The sequence below is a fragment of the Sorangium sp. So ce295 genome, from assembly GCF_051527405.1.
GTDB lineage: Bacteria > Myxococcota_A > Polyangia > Polyangiales > Polyangiaceae > Sorangium > Sorangium cellulosum_B.
The window spans coordinates 13,341,908-13,355,334 of the sequence record NZ_CP150324.1 but is presented as its reverse complement, the minus strand read 5'-3'; the positions used below and the strand labels follow the sequence as shown (position 1 = coordinate 13,355,334).

General features: G+C 69.4%; 12 protein-coding genes and 1 pseudogene. 7 read left to right on the top strand and 6 right to left on the bottom strand.

Translation table 11 applies throughout. The features are described 5' to 3' along the window. Window positions 1-13 precede the first annotated feature (13 nt). A complete protein-coding gene (locus WMF11_RS50500; RefSeq protein ID WP_437975860.1) occupies window positions 14-1,981 on the top strand; it encodes a RecQ family ATP-dependent DNA helicase in 1,968 nt (655 codons plus the stop codon). Window positions 1,982-2,203: 222 nt separating this feature from the next. On the opposite strand, the gene WMF11_RS50495 is transcribed toward WMF11_RS50500, so the two are convergent. The 3 genes from WMF11_RS50495 to WMF11_RS50485 all read right to left on the bottom strand — a co-directional run bounded on the left by WMF11_RS50495 (window position 2,204) and on the right by WMF11_RS50485 (window position 6,222). Further along, the gene (locus WMF11_RS50495) at window positions 2,204-3,850 is read right to left on the bottom strand and encodes a DUF3556 domain-containing protein (protein WP_437975859.1); all 1,647 of its coding nucleotides are present in this window, start codon (window positions 3,848-3,850) and stop codon (window positions 2,204-2,206) included. 148 nt (window positions 3,851-3,998) lie between these two features. Beyond that, a complete protein-coding gene (locus tag WMF11_RS50490) occupies window positions 3,999-4,982 on the bottom strand; it encodes a hypothetical protein (protein ID WP_437975858.1) in 984 nt (327 codons plus the stop codon). A gap of 367 nt (window positions 4,983-5,349) precedes the next feature. Further along, window positions 5,350-6,222, bottom strand: a complete 873-nt coding sequence (locus WMF11_RS50485; protein WP_437975857.1) for a fibro-slime domain-containing protein — start codon at window positions 6,220-6,222, stop codon at window positions 5,350-5,352. 597 nt (window positions 6,223-6,819) lie between these two features. Between WMF11_RS50485 and WMF11_RS50480 the strand changes: the two genes are divergently transcribed. Beyond that, a complete protein-coding gene (locus WMF11_RS50480) occupies window positions 6,820-7,569 on the top strand; it encodes a glutathione S-transferase (protein WP_437906198.1) in 750 nt (249 codons plus the stop codon). A gap of 132 nt (window positions 7,570-7,701) precedes the next feature. Then, the gene (locus WMF11_RS50475; RefSeq protein ID WP_437975856.1) at window positions 7,702-8,259 is read left to right on the top strand and encodes a dihydrofolate reductase family protein; all 558 of its coding nucleotides are present in this window, start codon (window positions 7,702-7,704) and stop codon (window positions 8,257-8,259) included. 1 nt (window position 8,260) lies between these two features. Here the strand turns inward: WMF11_RS50475 and WMF11_RS50470 are convergent, their stop codons facing one another. Further along, on the bottom strand, window positions 8,261-8,386 hold the full coding sequence (locus WMF11_RS50470; protein ID WP_437906196.1) for a hypothetical protein: 126 nt from the start codon (window positions 8,384-8,386) through the stop codon (window positions 8,261-8,263). Between the two features lie 620 nt (window positions 8,387-9,006). Here WMF11_RS50470 and WMF11_RS50465 point away from each other — a divergent pair. The 4 genes and pseudogenes from WMF11_RS50465 to WMF11_RS50450 form a co-directional block, all read left to right on the top strand. After that, window positions 9,007-10,536, top strand: a complete 1,530-nt coding sequence (locus tag WMF11_RS50465; RefSeq protein WP_437975855.1) for a hypothetical protein — start codon at window positions 9,007-9,009, stop codon at window positions 10,534-10,536. Between the two features lie 584 nt (window positions 10,537-11,120). Beyond that, a complete protein-coding gene (locus WMF11_RS50460) occupies window positions 11,121-11,567 on the top strand; it encodes a YciI family protein (protein WP_437975854.1) in 447 nt (148 codons plus the stop codon). 89 nt (window positions 11,568-11,656) lie between these two features. Further along, complete coding sequence (locus WMF11_RS50455; protein ID WP_437975853.1) at window positions 11,657-12,100, top strand: hypothetical protein; 444 nt, start codon at window positions 11,657-11,659, stop codon at window positions 12,098-12,100. Window positions 12,101-12,118: 18 nt separating this feature from the next. Beyond that, window positions 12,119-12,286, top strand: a pseudogene (locus tag WMF11_RS50450) (dihydrofolate reductase family protein); the annotation flags it as partial. Between the two features lie 251 nt (window positions 12,287-12,537). On the opposite strand, the gene WMF11_RS50445 reads toward WMF11_RS50450, so the two are convergent. After that, window positions 12,538-13,062 (bottom strand): SRPBCC family protein, encoded by a 525-nt coding sequence (locus WMF11_RS50445; protein WP_437975852.1) that lies wholly within the window; start codon window positions 13,060-13,062, stop codon window positions 12,538-12,540. Further along, entirely contained in the window at window positions 13,049-13,405 is a 357-nt protein-coding gene (locus WMF11_RS50440) for an ArsR/SmtB family transcription factor (RefSeq protein ID WP_437906186.1), read from the bottom strand. The genes WMF11_RS50445 and WMF11_RS50440 overlap by 14 nt, the downstream gene beginning before the upstream one ends. Window positions 13,406-13,427: the final 22 nt, after the last annotated feature.

The window sequence follows — 13,427 nt, the reverse complement described above, 5'->3', positions numbered from 1 at the left end:
GTAGGATGCCCCCTTGAACCAGCCCACGCCATCCGGCCCCGATCTGCTCGACGTCCTCGATGCGCGGTTCGGCTTCCGCGAGCTCCGCCCAGGCCAGCGCGCGGTCATGGATGCCTTGCTCTCGGGCCACAGCGCGCTCGCGGTCTTCCCGACGGGCGGCGGCAAATCGCTCTGCTACCAGCTCCCCGCGCTCCTGCTCGACGGGGTCACGATCGTCATCTCTCCGCTGATCGCGCTGATGAAGGATCAGATCGATTTCCTCAGCGCGCGCGGCATCGCCGCGGTCCGGCTCGACTCGTCGCTGTCAGCCGACGACGCGGCGGAGGCGCACAGGGATCTGCGCTCGGGCAAGACGAAGCTGCTCTATGTCGCCCCCGAGCGGTTCGTGAGCGAGCGGTTCATGGCGCTGCTGAAAGAGCTCAAGATCGCCCTCTTCGCGGTGGACGAGGCCCACTGCATCTCCGAGTGGGGACACAACTTCCGCCCCGACTACCTGAGGCTCGCGGACACCGCCCGGGCGCTCGGCGTGCCGCGCGTGCTCGCGTTGACGGCCACCGCGACGCCCGGGGTCGTGCGCGACGTCTGCGCCACCTTCGGCATCCGCGAGGAGCACACGGTCATCACCGGCTTCTACCGACCGAACCTCGAGCTCCGCGCGACGGCGGTGAGCGCGAGCGCGCGCGACCGTGTCCTGATCGAGCGCCTGCGATCCCGGCCGCCCGGCTCCACCATCGTCTATGTCACGCTCCAGAAGACCGCCGAGCACGTGGCCGAGAAGCTCGCTTCTGCGGGGCTGCCGGCGCGCGCGTACCACGCCGGGATGGAGGCGGCGGAGCGCGCGCGTGTGCAGGACGACTGGATGCAGAGCGACCGCGGCATCGTGGTCGCCACCATCGCGTTCGGGATGGGGATCGACAAGCCCGATGTGCGTTATGTCGACCATTACAATCTCCCGAAGAGCCTCGAGAGTTACAGTCAGGAGATCGGCCGAGCCGGCAGGGATCAGGCGCACTCGGTGGTCGAGATCTTCGTGTGCGGCGACGATCTGCCGGTCCTCGAGAACTTCGCGTACGGCGACACGCCGACCGAGGACGCGCTCCACGGGGTGGTCGGCGCCGTGCTCGCCGCGCCCCAGGTGGAGCTCGGCCTGCACGCGCTGGGGACGCGCCACGACGTCCGGCCGCTCGTGCTCCGCACCGCGCTGACCTACCTCGAGCTGATGGGCGCGGTCCGGCAGCTCACGCCGCACTACGCCGGCTACGAGGTGCGGCTCCACCGCACGCTCGAGGAGGTCATCGCGTCGGTGAAGGGCGAGCCGGCGCGGTTCCTCGAGGCGCTCTTCGGCCATGCGAAGAAGGGGCGAGTCCTGTACGCGATCGACCCGGCCGCCGCCGCCGCCGCGCTGGAGCAGCCGCGCGAGCGGGTGGTGCGCGCGCTCGAGTACCTCGAGCGGCAGGGGCTCGCGGAGCTCAAGGCGTCGGACATCCGGCACCGCTTCGTGCGCGTGGCCTCGATGGACGACGCGGGCGCCCTCGTCGGCGAGCTCCTCGCGCGCTTCGCGAGGCGCGAGGACGCCGAGATCGGGCGCGTGCGGCAGGTGATCGAGCTGCTCACCTCGGCGCGCTGTCACGCCGCCGCGCTCGCCGCGTACTTCGGCGAACGCCTCGACGCCGCGTGCGGGCGCTGCACCTTCTGCCGCGCCGGCGTCGCCGTGACGCTGCCGGAGCCGGCGCACGCGCCGCCGATGCCGGTGGGGCTCGACGTCGACGCGTTCACGGCGCTGCGCGCGGCGCACGCGGGCGCCCTGGGCCATCCTCGCCAGGCGGCGCGGTTCCTCTGCGGCCTCTCGAGCCCGGCGACCACCCAGGCCAAGCTCGCGCGCGATCCGCTCTTCGGCGTCCTCATCACGCGCCGGTTCGCCGAGGTGCTCGACTGGTGCGCCGGGCTCCCCCGCCTCGTCGGCGCCGCAGCGGCGACCTGACCCTGAGCGAGCATCTCCATGACGAGGAGCGACGCAACAGCTCGCCGCTCGCGACATGCGGCTCCGCCAGCGATCCGAACAACCAGCATCTCCGCGGCGCGCTCCAATCCCAGCTTCGCGATCTTCCGGTCGCAGCCTCTTGGCTAGATAGGGGTGAAAGCCAGTCGAGCCCATGGGGTCGCGATCAGCTGCGCGGACCGACGCCGACGGCGTCCACGTCGGTCACGGGCCCGCCCACGGCTGGCGCCCGCGCAGCTCGCGCACGTCGAGCTCGCCGGCGTCGAGCAGGCCGGAGGCAGCGTCGTGGATCTGATAGGCCATCTTCGCGCCGCCGAGCGGCTGGCTCTCGACGAAGATGCAGCGCAGCTCGCCTGGGGCGAAGCCGCACTGGTCCTGGATCGCGCGCAGCAAGCCATCGCCGTGCAGGTGGCCGTCGCCGAAGTTCCAGCCGAGCGCGAGGCCGCCGACGAGCTCGCCGTCGAGGTACTCGTACTCGTGGAGCGGGCCCTCGATCGCCTTCGGCAGCAGGACCGGCAGCGCGCGGCCCTGGAGGTGCATGAGGCGGAACGCGAGCACCTTGCCGACGAGGCCGACCGACGTGGCGTGGTCGTAGAGCCGGCCGAGCTGGTCGTAGATCCACGGCGCGGCCTTCACGAGCCGGTCGAGCTTTCGATAGCTGTCGCCGCGGAACAGCCACACGCTATAGGGCCAGTTTCCGGCGTAGTACCGCATCGCGAGCAGGAACGAGATCCGCCCTGGCGCGATGTTGCCGAGGAGCGGAACAGCGACGAGCATGATCGCGAGGAGCGCGCCGAGCTGAGGCGGGCCGACGTCGAACGGGTACGCGCCGGGGTGGGCCCAGAACAGCGCGAACACGCCGTAGACCACCATCAGGTTCCACTCGATCGGCGCGCCCATCGGCACATTGCTCGTGATGAAGGCGTGGAGCGCGAGCGCCATCGCGATGCCGACGGCGATCGCCGTCTCGCCGGTCGAGCACGCGAGCACGATGGGCACGCCGAGCTCGAGCGCGGTGCCGGCGTGGCTCATCGCGATCGCGAGTCGCGACGGGCGCAGGTCGTCCGGATAGCGGACGTACATGCGCCGCCGCAGCCATGCGAAGCGGGCGAACGGGCTATTGCTCGTCATCACGCACACGACGGTCGGGAAGTGGTGATTGAGCTTCGAGACGCCGGCCCAGAGCCAGAGCGCGAGCTGGACCGCCTTTGCGCCGCCGATCCAGTCGGCGGTGGCCGCGAACACGACGACGGTGGTCCAGTAGTGTTCGGCGCGCAGCGCGAGGAAGATGGTGCGATCGGCGACGGCGAGGACGGGCACGAGCGCGGCGATCGGCACGAGGTGCGAGGCGCCGAGCGCGGGGGCGAGCAGCGCGCGCACGAGCAGGGCGAGCAGCGCGAAGTAGAGCGCGACGTCGAGCGGGGTGCGCCGCGTGCCGCCGAGGAGCGGCGCGCGCGGGAACAGCGCGAGCTTCGTGGTGCCGGGGCGCAGGAAGTAGAGGGCGCCGCCGACGGGCGGGGCGTAGCGTCCGCTGAGCGGACCGAACCCGCAGCCGAAGCCCAGGCCCTCGAACAGCATGCTCCACAGGATCGCCTTCTGGAACGCGAGCGGGCGCAGCCACCAGTCGCCGATCGTCGAGAGGCCGCCGAGGCTCGGCGAGGTGCTGCAGAACAGGACCCAGGCGCCGGCATAGAGGGCGAGCTTGACCGCGTGGAGCACGTAGACGGCGAGCGGCGCGCCGGAGCCCTGCAGCGCCCACGCCTCGCAGACCATGCGTGCGCGCTCGGGGAACGGCCGCTTCACCCAGTCGAGCGGATCGTACGGCGGGGCGATCGGACGCAGCAGGGCCACGGCCGCGATGCTACCCGAACGCGTCCCCCGGCTCACGCAATCGACGCGCGGCGGGCCTGCCATTCGCCGCGGGAGAGCTCGCGTTCCGGCGAGCCCCTTTTGAGGCTCGCCTGCGCTCCTTCCGGCGAGCCCCAAACTGTCATGCCGCTCAGAGGGAGATAGAGCATCCGGACGCCGCCGAAGCGCACGTGAACACGCCCGAACCTTGATGGTCCACGCACGCGCCACTCGCGCATTCGTCGCCCGTGGTGCATGTCGCGCCGTCCGGCCTCTTCGGCGCACAGACGGGTGGGTCGCTCGAGGTGTCGCAGTTGCCCTCTTTGCACTGACTGTCATTGGCGCACGGCTGCCCGTTGGCCTCGGGGTCGCTGCAGAGGGTCTCACCACCTGAGTCGTTGCAGTAGCCGCTCAGGCACGCGCGGTCGCTCTCACATGCCTGGCCGTTGGGCTTCGCCGCGACGCAAAAAGAGCCACCTTTGCTCGGGCACACAAGGCCATCGGCACATTCGCGCGTGCATGGATCGCCGGACCCCGGCTTCACCACGCACGTACCGAGGTGCGCAAAGTCCGCGACCTCGCAGTAGGTGTCCGCGTCCGCGCATTCCGCGGACATCGCGCAATCGCCCCCCGTCGCGACCTTCGCGACGAACGCGCCGTCGCATGCGGACCACGCCCCGGAGGCTCCCATTGCCTCGAAGTCGGGGCACGACAGCGCTTGCATATGATCGATGCAAGCGCGCGCCAGCCCCTCGCGGAACTCGAGCCGCCCTGCCGCGACAGCTTCCGCCTGGAGCACGGGGTGCGCGCCCATCGAGGATCGGAGCCGGTCCACGCACGCGTCTGCAGGAGCCGTCACGCCGCAGCATGAGGTGAGGTCCGCACAGAGCGCGCCAAGGATGGCCTCATGGAAGTCGTTGACGGAGAAGTCGTGGACGGGTGAATCGGTGCAGCCGATCACTGTCACGAGCGGGAGGAGCATGATGCCTGCGATCCCATGGCGGACGCGCCTGGTCGGGTCGCCATCGCGGATCTGCCGTCGAAACTCCTTGGCGTTGCGAGTGAGCTCGGCGAGGTTGCTGCAGGGGTCGTCACGTCGGGCGTTACAGGCGTCGTCGTCATAGGGGTAGAGCACAGTCCACCTCGACGCGTTGCGGGGCAAAAAGTTTTATTTCAGAGAGCAACGCGAAAATCGCGTGTGGACGCGTGCTCGCGACGCGGCGGCCACCGTACTGGAAGAGCACCGTTCTGCGCCGCAAGGCACCCGGTGACGCCGCATCGCGTCGCGCGTCCCGGGCCAGACCAGCGCCCGGACGGACAGGTGTGCCCACGGCACGCCGATGCGCCCCGCAGCGCGCTCGGCGCCGCCCGGACCACGCTCTTTCGACCCAGGACCGAGCCATCACGACGCTCGCCGTCCCACCCTTCAGGTTTGCTGCGCTACACTTCCTCGCGAAGGGCGCTGTGGGCTCAGGTCGCGCCGGGTCAGCGGGCGACCGAGCTCAGTTGACGACCGGGGTGAAGCAACCGATCGACGTGTCGATGCGGAAGTTCGACTCGGTCGTGTGGCGCTCGGCGAAGAAGAAGTCGAGCGTGTAGCTGTTGCCCGGCGTGATGCCGAACTCCTCAGCGCGCGCGTCGAGGTCGATGGTCGCGCTCTCCGGCCTGTGAACACCGCCCAGATCGATCGCGAGGTGGCCGTTGATGAAGGTGAAGAGGTCGTCGTCGCCCGAGAAGGTGAACACCTCGCCGCCCTCGTATTCAAACTTGGTGCGGAGCTCGAGCGTGAAGTGGTAGTTGTGGCTCCGGTCCTCGTTGCCAAACCCCATGTCGTCGATCGGGAAGAAGTCGGTGCTGTCGTACGTGGACGTGCCATTCCCGCTGTCGGCGAGCGGGATCGATATCTGGACGGCGGTGTTCACGTCGGGCACGTCGCGGAACCACTGATCGAAGGCCTCTTTGCCGGTCGTGGTCCGCGTGCCCTCGCTGTCGCCCGCATACACCGGCTTGCCGTCCGCGCCGAGCTGAGCCTCCACGAGGCCCGGGTCGCTCCCGAACCGGCCCGCCTCGAAATCAGGGTGCGTGTCCTTGAAGTCGCGGGCGATTGCGATGAGATCGCTGCCGCACGCGTCGTCGCCCGAGCTCGGGTTACCGCCCGAGCCACCCCCGATCTCGCCGAAAGGAGGATCTTGCCCGAAGTCGCCGCCGCTCGCCGTCCCGGTGCCGCCGCTCGCCGTCCCGGTGCCGCCGCTCGCCGTCCCGGCGCCGTAGGAGGCAGCGTCACCAGCGTCGCTGGCCCCTCCTGCACACGCGGTCGCCGCCACGAGGGTCACGCACGCCGACACCGCCACCACCATCCGCCGATAAGCCATCATGTCTCGCCCCTTTTCCCGATCGCCAGAAGCCATCGAACCCGCACGGGACGACGTCGGAGGCCCCACGTCGCCAGCGTCCTTCCCGGTGGGCAGCGGTGGGTCGAACGGGTCAAAAATTCTTCGACAAAAAAGCTCGGCGTCCCCGGCCGCAACCCCGGAGACCTTCTGCATCAGGAGCAGAAAATTCAAACGTATCCGAAGCTCGTCATGGCGCTCTTCGCTCAGGCGTCCCCATGCGGAGCGTGACCTCGCGCGCCGTGCCGAGCAGCCGGCAGCGGAGGGCGTCTCCGTCGTAGAAGAAGCGTGCTCGACCGCACAAGGCTGGGCCTTGAAGGATCTCCTCTGTGATCGCGCCGTCGCCCTCGCCAGAGGCGACGCCCCCCCACGCCTGCAACGACTCACGCCTATCTGACGTCGAAGGTGTTCGTGGAGCGCCAACGCCAGTCGAGCAAGCACGTGAGGCCGAAGTCGAAGCCGCGCCAGTTGTTTCCGCCCCCGCAGCCGGCAGGGTGCGAGCTGTTGCGAATCGTGCGGTCCGAGGCGCTCCAGGACCAGCCGAGGGTTGACCGCGGCCCGTGCCGGGGCGAGTTATCCATCATGAACGCGCCAACGTACGAGCTGTACTACTGGCCTGGCATTCAGGGCCGCGGCGAATTCGTGCGCCTCGCGCTCGAGGACGCCGGCGCTCCTTATGTCGATGTCGCCCGGCTGCCCGCGGCGAAGCACGGCGGCGTCGCCGTCATGCAGAAGCTCATGAAGAGCCACGCGCTCGCGCTCGAGCCCTTCGCGCCGCCGTTCCTTCGCTCCGGCGATCTCGTGATCGCCCAGGTGGCCAACATCCTCTTCTACCTCGGCCCGCGCCTCGGCCTCGCGCCGGACGACGAGGCGAGCAGGCTCGGCGCCCATCAGCTCCAGCTCACCATCACCGATCTGGTCGCCGAGGTGCACGACACGCACCACCCCCTCTCTGTCGAGCTCTATTACGAGGACCAGAAGCCCGAGGCCCTCCGCCGCAGCCAGGCCTTCCTCGCCGAACGCATGCCCAAGTTCCTCGGCTATTTCGAGCGCGTCCTCGAGCGCCACGGCGGCCGTCACGTCCTGGGAGGCGCGATATCCTACGTGGATCTCTCGTTGTTCCAGGTAATCGCGGGCCTCCGCTACGCGTTCCCGCACGCCATGGCCGCCTTCGCGCCCAGGATCCCCGGGCTCGTCGCCCTGCACGACCGCGTGGCCGAGCGCCCGCGGATCGCGGCCTACCTGGCCTCGGATCGGCGGATACCCTTCAACGAAGACGGCATCTTCCGGCACTATCCGGAGCTCGATCCGGCGCCGTCGAAGAGGCGGTGAATCCGATTGGGCCTGTGCTTAGCGACACCACGGACTCGAGCGTCTTGCGAGATGACAAAGCCGAGAGCGTCGCGGTGCGCATTGCAATACCGGAACATTGACCGAGGCCTCGTTCCGAAGGAGACTCGCCGCATGGGACTGCTGACCTTCGCCATCAACGTCACCCTGGACGGCTGCGTCGACCACCAGGAGGGGATCGCCGACGACGAGACGCGCGCCTTCTTCACCCGCCTCATGGACGAGAGCGGCGCGATGCTGTGGGGCCGCGTCACCTACGAGATGATGGAGAGCTACTGGCCGGCGGTCGCCCGCGGCGACGAGGAGGCGCCTCCGGCGGTGCGCGAGTGGGCGGTCAAGCTGGAGACCAAGCCGAAGTATGTGGTGTCGTCCACGCGCAAGGACTTCCCGTGGACCAGCAGCCACCACATCGCCGGCGATCTGCGCATGGGCGTGCAGAAGCTCAAGGACGCGACCCCGGCCGGCGTGCTCCTCGGCAGCGGCAAGCTCGCGACCGAGCTGGATCGGCTGGATCTCATCGACGAGTACAAGTTCCTCGTCCACGCCAGGATCGCCGGCCACGGCCCGACCCTGTACCAGAGCGGGCTGCCCGCCACGCGGCGGCTCGATCTGGTCTCGGCCAAGCCGCTCCGCTGCGGCGCGGTGGCGATGCACTACCGGCGCGCGCGCTGACTCAGAGGAGCCCCATCGCGCCCAGCGAACCAGCCGCGCGGCGCACCTCGGCGGGCACCACGAAGGCCGGCTCGGGACAGAGCGCGAGGGCGCGCAGCTGGGCGGTGAGCCACTCGTCCTGCCGCACCGGCTCGAACCGCGCGTCCGCTGGCGGAGAGCGTGACGACGGATCGCACCCCCTGAAAGCATGGACCCAACCCGGGCCCAAGGGTCAAGCCCCGGGCCTGGGGAGCTCGCCGTGACCGACCCGTCGCCTCGGGCGGCCGTGGTCGCCTCGCTCGCCAGCCCCCTGAGCCGCGCCGTCGCCCTCGAGGATGAGGTGGCGGCCCGGGTCGTTCACGAGGCGCTCGGCCGGCTGCTCGGGCTGCCGGTGGCACGGAGGGGTGAGCAAGCTTGGGCCGAACGTCGAGCCCGCCGCTCGCGTCGGCTCACGATTCCGTGATCCCGGCGCCCGGCTCCGAACATAGCTGCAGCAGACCATGATCAGCGCGACCTTGGCCGCCCCCCCTGCGCGCGCGGAGGCGGCACGCGACGCGCGCCATGACAGCTCACGCCCACTCCTCTACCCCTCCCGCCGAGCGTGGCACACGGCTGCACAATCTGTCAGTCGTGAAAGTCGTTGCCATGGCGCGTGGGGGCACGAGCATCAAGTTTGACCGTGGATATTGCGCAACAAAATCGAATGGAATGTTTGTTGCGAAGTGGCACGCATTTGAGTGACCACGCATTTCAAGGAGGCGATCGATCATGGGCAGACAATTGAATTCGCGTGACCAATGGATCTTGAGCGCCGGCATCCTTGCCGGCCTGTGGCTGACGGCTGGGTGCCAGATCGATATCAAGGGGTCGCCAGGCGCAGAAGCGGCAGGCGGCGCGGGCGGTCAGGGCGGTGCGGGCGGTCAGGGCGGTGCGGGCGGCGCGGGCGGTCAGGGCGGCGCGGCGGTGACGTGCGATTCGGGGCCGGGCAACCACGACGACGCCTGTCCTGCGGACGCGCCTTGCGCGATCACGCTCGACGTGGAGGTGACCTGCACCGAGTACAACTTTGCGTTCGGCGGAGTGATGGCCGCGCCGGCGGCGGGCGCGACGTACCTCGTGGCGCTCGGCAACGACCCGACGCGGCTGTTCGAGCTCGACCAGGAGGGGGCGACGCAACGCGATCTCGACATGGAGGCCGGTTCCATGCACGTGGCGCTCTCGCCGGATGGAGAGGCGTACGCCGCGGCGGATGAGACGCAGGCCAGCCCAGGCGCCTTTCCCGGCGGTCTCGTATTCCTGCCGCTCGCCGGCGGCGCGACCGAGAAGCAGCCGGTGTTCGACCACGAGGACAAGGCCGTGCCAGTTTACGGCTTCGCGATGGACTCCCGGGGCGAGCCGCACATCTGGTTCGATGGGGACGGGCCCGATCGCTTCGTCCACGCGACGCGCGCGCCGAGCGGCACCTGGGACCTCGCGCCGGCGAGCCGGCCGAGCCGCAGCGACTGGACCCGTTTCGGCCTCGCGCCAGACGGCGCGCCGCTGGCCTTTGGGTTCGCCGAGGCGGATTCGTTGAGCTGGCAGCTCAAGGTGCTCGATGGCACCACGGAGCGGAGCCTCGGCGCTCCGGTCGCCGGATATTGGCCGCTCGAATACGGCGTCATCGCGCCGCCGCAGCCCGCCGGGGAAGCGATGGTTCCGCGCGTCGCCGCGGTCGTGCAGCACCCCGACGGGCTGCGGCTGGCGAGCGCCGCCGAGGGCGCCGGCTTCGACGAGATCGCGATCCCCGGAACCGCGACACCGACGCTCGAATGTTCGCGCGGCTGGGAGGCCGCGGACTTCAGCGAACCCACCGGCGGCTGCCCGGCCGAATGCCACGACGTGACCTCGGGGCTCGGGTGGTCGGCCTTCTCGGCCGCGCGCACGAGCGATGGCGACGTGTGGATCGCGGCCGTGATCAGCCATATCGACTGGACGATCGACTACGAGGTGCAGAACATCAACGGATCGCTCATGTGCGCCGGCAACGTCGCGGTGGACGAAAGCCGGGGCGAGCTGCGCCTCGTGCGCGTACCGTCGGCCGGCGGCGCCCCGGAGGTCACGCTGGTGCTGCCGCTCCCCGCGCTCGGGAACAGCGGCATCATCGAGTCGAGCCGGGAGCAACCGCTCGTCCACGCTTCCGCGTTCGGCGCGGAGCTCACCGTCGCGGTGCGCACGCAGGCGTCTCCTATGGGGCCCTACACGGCGCGCGCCCTACGCATCGACACCTCGCTCCTTGCCCCTGTCGCGCCAGGCGACTGAGAGGCGCGACGCACCCTCTGCCATCCTCGCCCGCAGGCTGCTTCGTTCAGGCGGCCCCTTCGATGCATGGATACGTTGTTGATTTGGTGTCGTTTTTCTTAGGCGGTCCGGATCGTGTAGAAGAATCTTCTGTCAACCCGGAGCAGGTCCCGCACTTCGGGCTCGCCGAAAGCAGCGCGCGCACCCGGCGGTCGCGCAGCCCGAGCCCTCCCCAGAGGAACGCGGCGACGTAGATCGGGAAGAGCGTGCGGCTGAACATAGACCCCCCGCGGGCGTCAAGAATCATCGGTCGCCTCCAGAAAAAATCGCGCGCCTGGCCGGCTCCGCTCCCGGCCCGTGGCGACCCCGGAGAGCAGCCGGGGCCGCCCTGCCGGCCCCGGGACGACGAGCTCCCCGTCCGGGTCCACCGTCCAGCTCCGCCCGCCAGAAGAAAACCTCGTGACTACGAAGCCTCAGGTGTAATTCAAAGAAAGATCGCCCCGCGTGTCGATCGCGTGGTCGCCCGTTCGTCGTGACAGTGGAGGCGGGGCCGGGCGGTCGACGCCGCCGGGGCGCTCCTCTTCGAACCGGAAGGAAACTCGACGATGCGATTCATGATCACCGCGACACGGGCGACCGACGACGCGAAGCACGACGCACAGGCAGCGGCGGATGCGCCCCCGGACGAGGCGCTGTTCGCCGCGTACATGAAATACAACGAAGACATGCAGAAGGCCGGCGTGCTGATCGCGTCCGAGGGCCTCAATCCCGCCGGGGCGCGCGCGCGCGTCGGGATTTCGGGGGGGAAGCGCGTCCTGCTCGACGGGCCCTTCGCCGAGTCGAAGGAGCTCGTCGGCGGCTTCTACCTGATCGAGGTGGGCTCGAAGGAAGAGGCGATCGCCTGGGCGCTGCGCTGCCCCGTCGGGCTCGGGGGCGCCGAGGTGCTCACGATCCACCAGATGACGGAGCTCTCGGACATCCCGCCGCGGTTCAGGGAGATCATCGCCGAGGTGGCGCCGACGTGGAGCGTGTCCTTCTCGAGGGCGCAGTAGGCCGGGCGACGAAGCGCCGGCGGAAGAGCGGTTCGAGCCGCCGGATGAGACGCCGCACGAGCTGTCGCGAAGGGAGAAGGAATATGGTCATGCAGCGCGTCTTGATCGCGATGTGCCTGATCGTCGCTGCATGTGGGGGTGAGGAGGACGACGCGCCCGTCGCGTGGGAGGACATGAGCTTCGATCAGCGCTTCGCGTTCATGGAGGATGTCGTCCTGCCGGAGATGAAGGAGACCTTCGTCGCGTTCGACGCGAAGCTCGAGGGAATGACGTGCGTGACCTGTCACGGCAGCGGCGCGGCCGACGGGACCTTCGCGATGCCGAGCCCCGACCTCCCCCCGCTCCCCGCCACCGAGGAGGCGTTCGCCGAGTACGTGAAGGATCCGGAGATCGAGCGGTGGGGTACATGGATGTTCGAGACGGTCATGCCTCGGATGGCCGATGTGCTGCAGATCGCCGCGTACGACCCGATGACCAACACCGGCGACTTCTCGTGCAATGGCTGCCACACGCTTGAGGGCGTCGAGCAGTGAAACCGCCGGGCACGCCGCCGGCTGGATCTCATCGACGAGTACAAGTTCCTCGTCCACGCCAGGATCGCCGGCCACGGCCCGACCCTGTACCAGAGCGGGCTGCCCGCCACGCGGCGGCTCGAGCTGGTCTCGGCCAAGCCGCTCCGCTGCGGCGCGGTGGCGATGCACTACCGGCGCGCGCGCTGACTCAGAGGAGCCCCATCGCGCCCAGCTCGCGGGCCAGCGCGTCGTCGGGAGCCTTCTCGCCGCGCAGCACCGCGGCGATGTTCGGGGTAAGAGCTTGATTTGCAGAGAATCCCGCCCGAGCTCCGCGCCCTCTTCGCGCGCGTGCCGAGGCGGCGGCCCTCGTGCGCCTCGCGCCGCCCGCGTGAATGCGCAGCGCCGAGAACGAGGACCGCGCTCGTCGCGCTCCCCGGCGCCCCTCCCGCGCGATGGCTTCAGGACGATCGCGCCGTCGTGCCAAGCGTGGCGAGGAGCTCGTCGAGCTGCTCGAACGTCTCGCCCATCCCGCTGTACGCGCCCGAGGCCAGGGCGGCGTCGCGCGCCTGCTTCGATCGATAGAGCTCGTGCAGCACCTGCAGCGTCTTGCCGCCTTTTTCCTCGAGGGTCACGGTCGTGACGGCGCCATCGTCGCCCGCTTCGTCGTTCGTCCACACGATGCGCGAATGCGGTGTCACTTCGAGGTACGTGCCGAAGAACGCCATCGGCTGCGCGGCATCGTGACCAAAGACCAGGCGGTAGCTGCCGCCGGCGCGAATATCCGCTTCGTAGGAAAGTAGAGGCACGGGCATCGACTTCGGTATCCACCACCGCCTGAACAGCTCCGGCGTGGTCCACGCCTGGAACACGATGCGCGCCGGGGCATCGAAGGTCCGTGTGACGACGATCTCGCGATCGGACTTGGGTTCCACCGTCGTGCGATTACTCGTCAATTTGGGCTCACTCTCTTCACTTGCGTCCATCGACGTTCTCCTTTCGTTTCAGCTCCTCGATGACCTTGTCCAGCTCGTCGAAGCGTGCGGCCCAGAGCTGGCGGTACCTCTCGATCCACGCCGTCTCTTCGTCGAGCCGGCGCGGGCCGAGCTTGCAGGTACGCACGCGGCCGACCTTCTCGGTGGTGACGAGCCCGGCCCGCTCGAGGACGCCGACGTGCTTCTTCATGCCCGTGAGGGTCATGTGAAACGCCTCGGCGAGGTCCGTGATCGAAGCGTCGGCTCGTCCGAGCTGCTCCAGAACGCCGCGCCGGGTCGCGTCGGAGAGCGCGGCGAAGGATGCATCGAGGCGGGCACTCGAATACTGAACCATGTGGTTCAGTATTTAACGCGCG

Excerpts from the sequence above, each read along its gene's own strand:
- WMF11_RS50485 (WP_437975857.1), bottom strand. The coding sequence starts at position 6,222 with ATGATGGCTTATCGGCGGATGGTGGTGGCGGTGTCGGCGTGCGTGACC.
- WMF11_RS50480 (WP_437906198.1), top strand. The coding sequence starts at position 6,820 with ATGAACGCGCCAACGTACGAGCTGTACTACTGGCCTGGCATTCAGGGC.
- WMF11_RS50475 (WP_437975856.1), top strand. The coding sequence starts at position 7,702 with ATGGGACTGCTGACCTTCGCCATCAACGTCACCCTGGACGGCTGCGTC.
- WMF11_RS50465 (WP_437975855.1), top strand. The coding sequence starts at position 9,007 with ATGGGCAGACAATTGAATTCGCGTGACCAATGGATCTTGAGCGCCGGC.
- WMF11_RS50460 (WP_437975854.1), top strand. The coding sequence starts at position 11,121 with ATGCGATTCATGATCACCGCGACACGGGCGACCGACGACGCGAAGCAC.
- WMF11_RS50455 (WP_437975853.1), top strand. The coding sequence starts at position 11,657 with ATGCAGCGCGTCTTGATCGCGATGTGCCTGATCGTCGCTGCATGTGGG.
- WMF11_RS50445 (WP_437975852.1), bottom strand. The coding sequence starts at position 13,062 with ATGGACGCAAGTGAAGAGAGTGAGCCCAAATTGACGAGTAATCGCACG.
- WMF11_RS50440 (WP_437906186.1), bottom strand. The coding sequence starts at position 13,405 with ATGGTTCAGTATTCGAGTGCCCGCCTCGATGCATCCTTCGCCGCGCTC.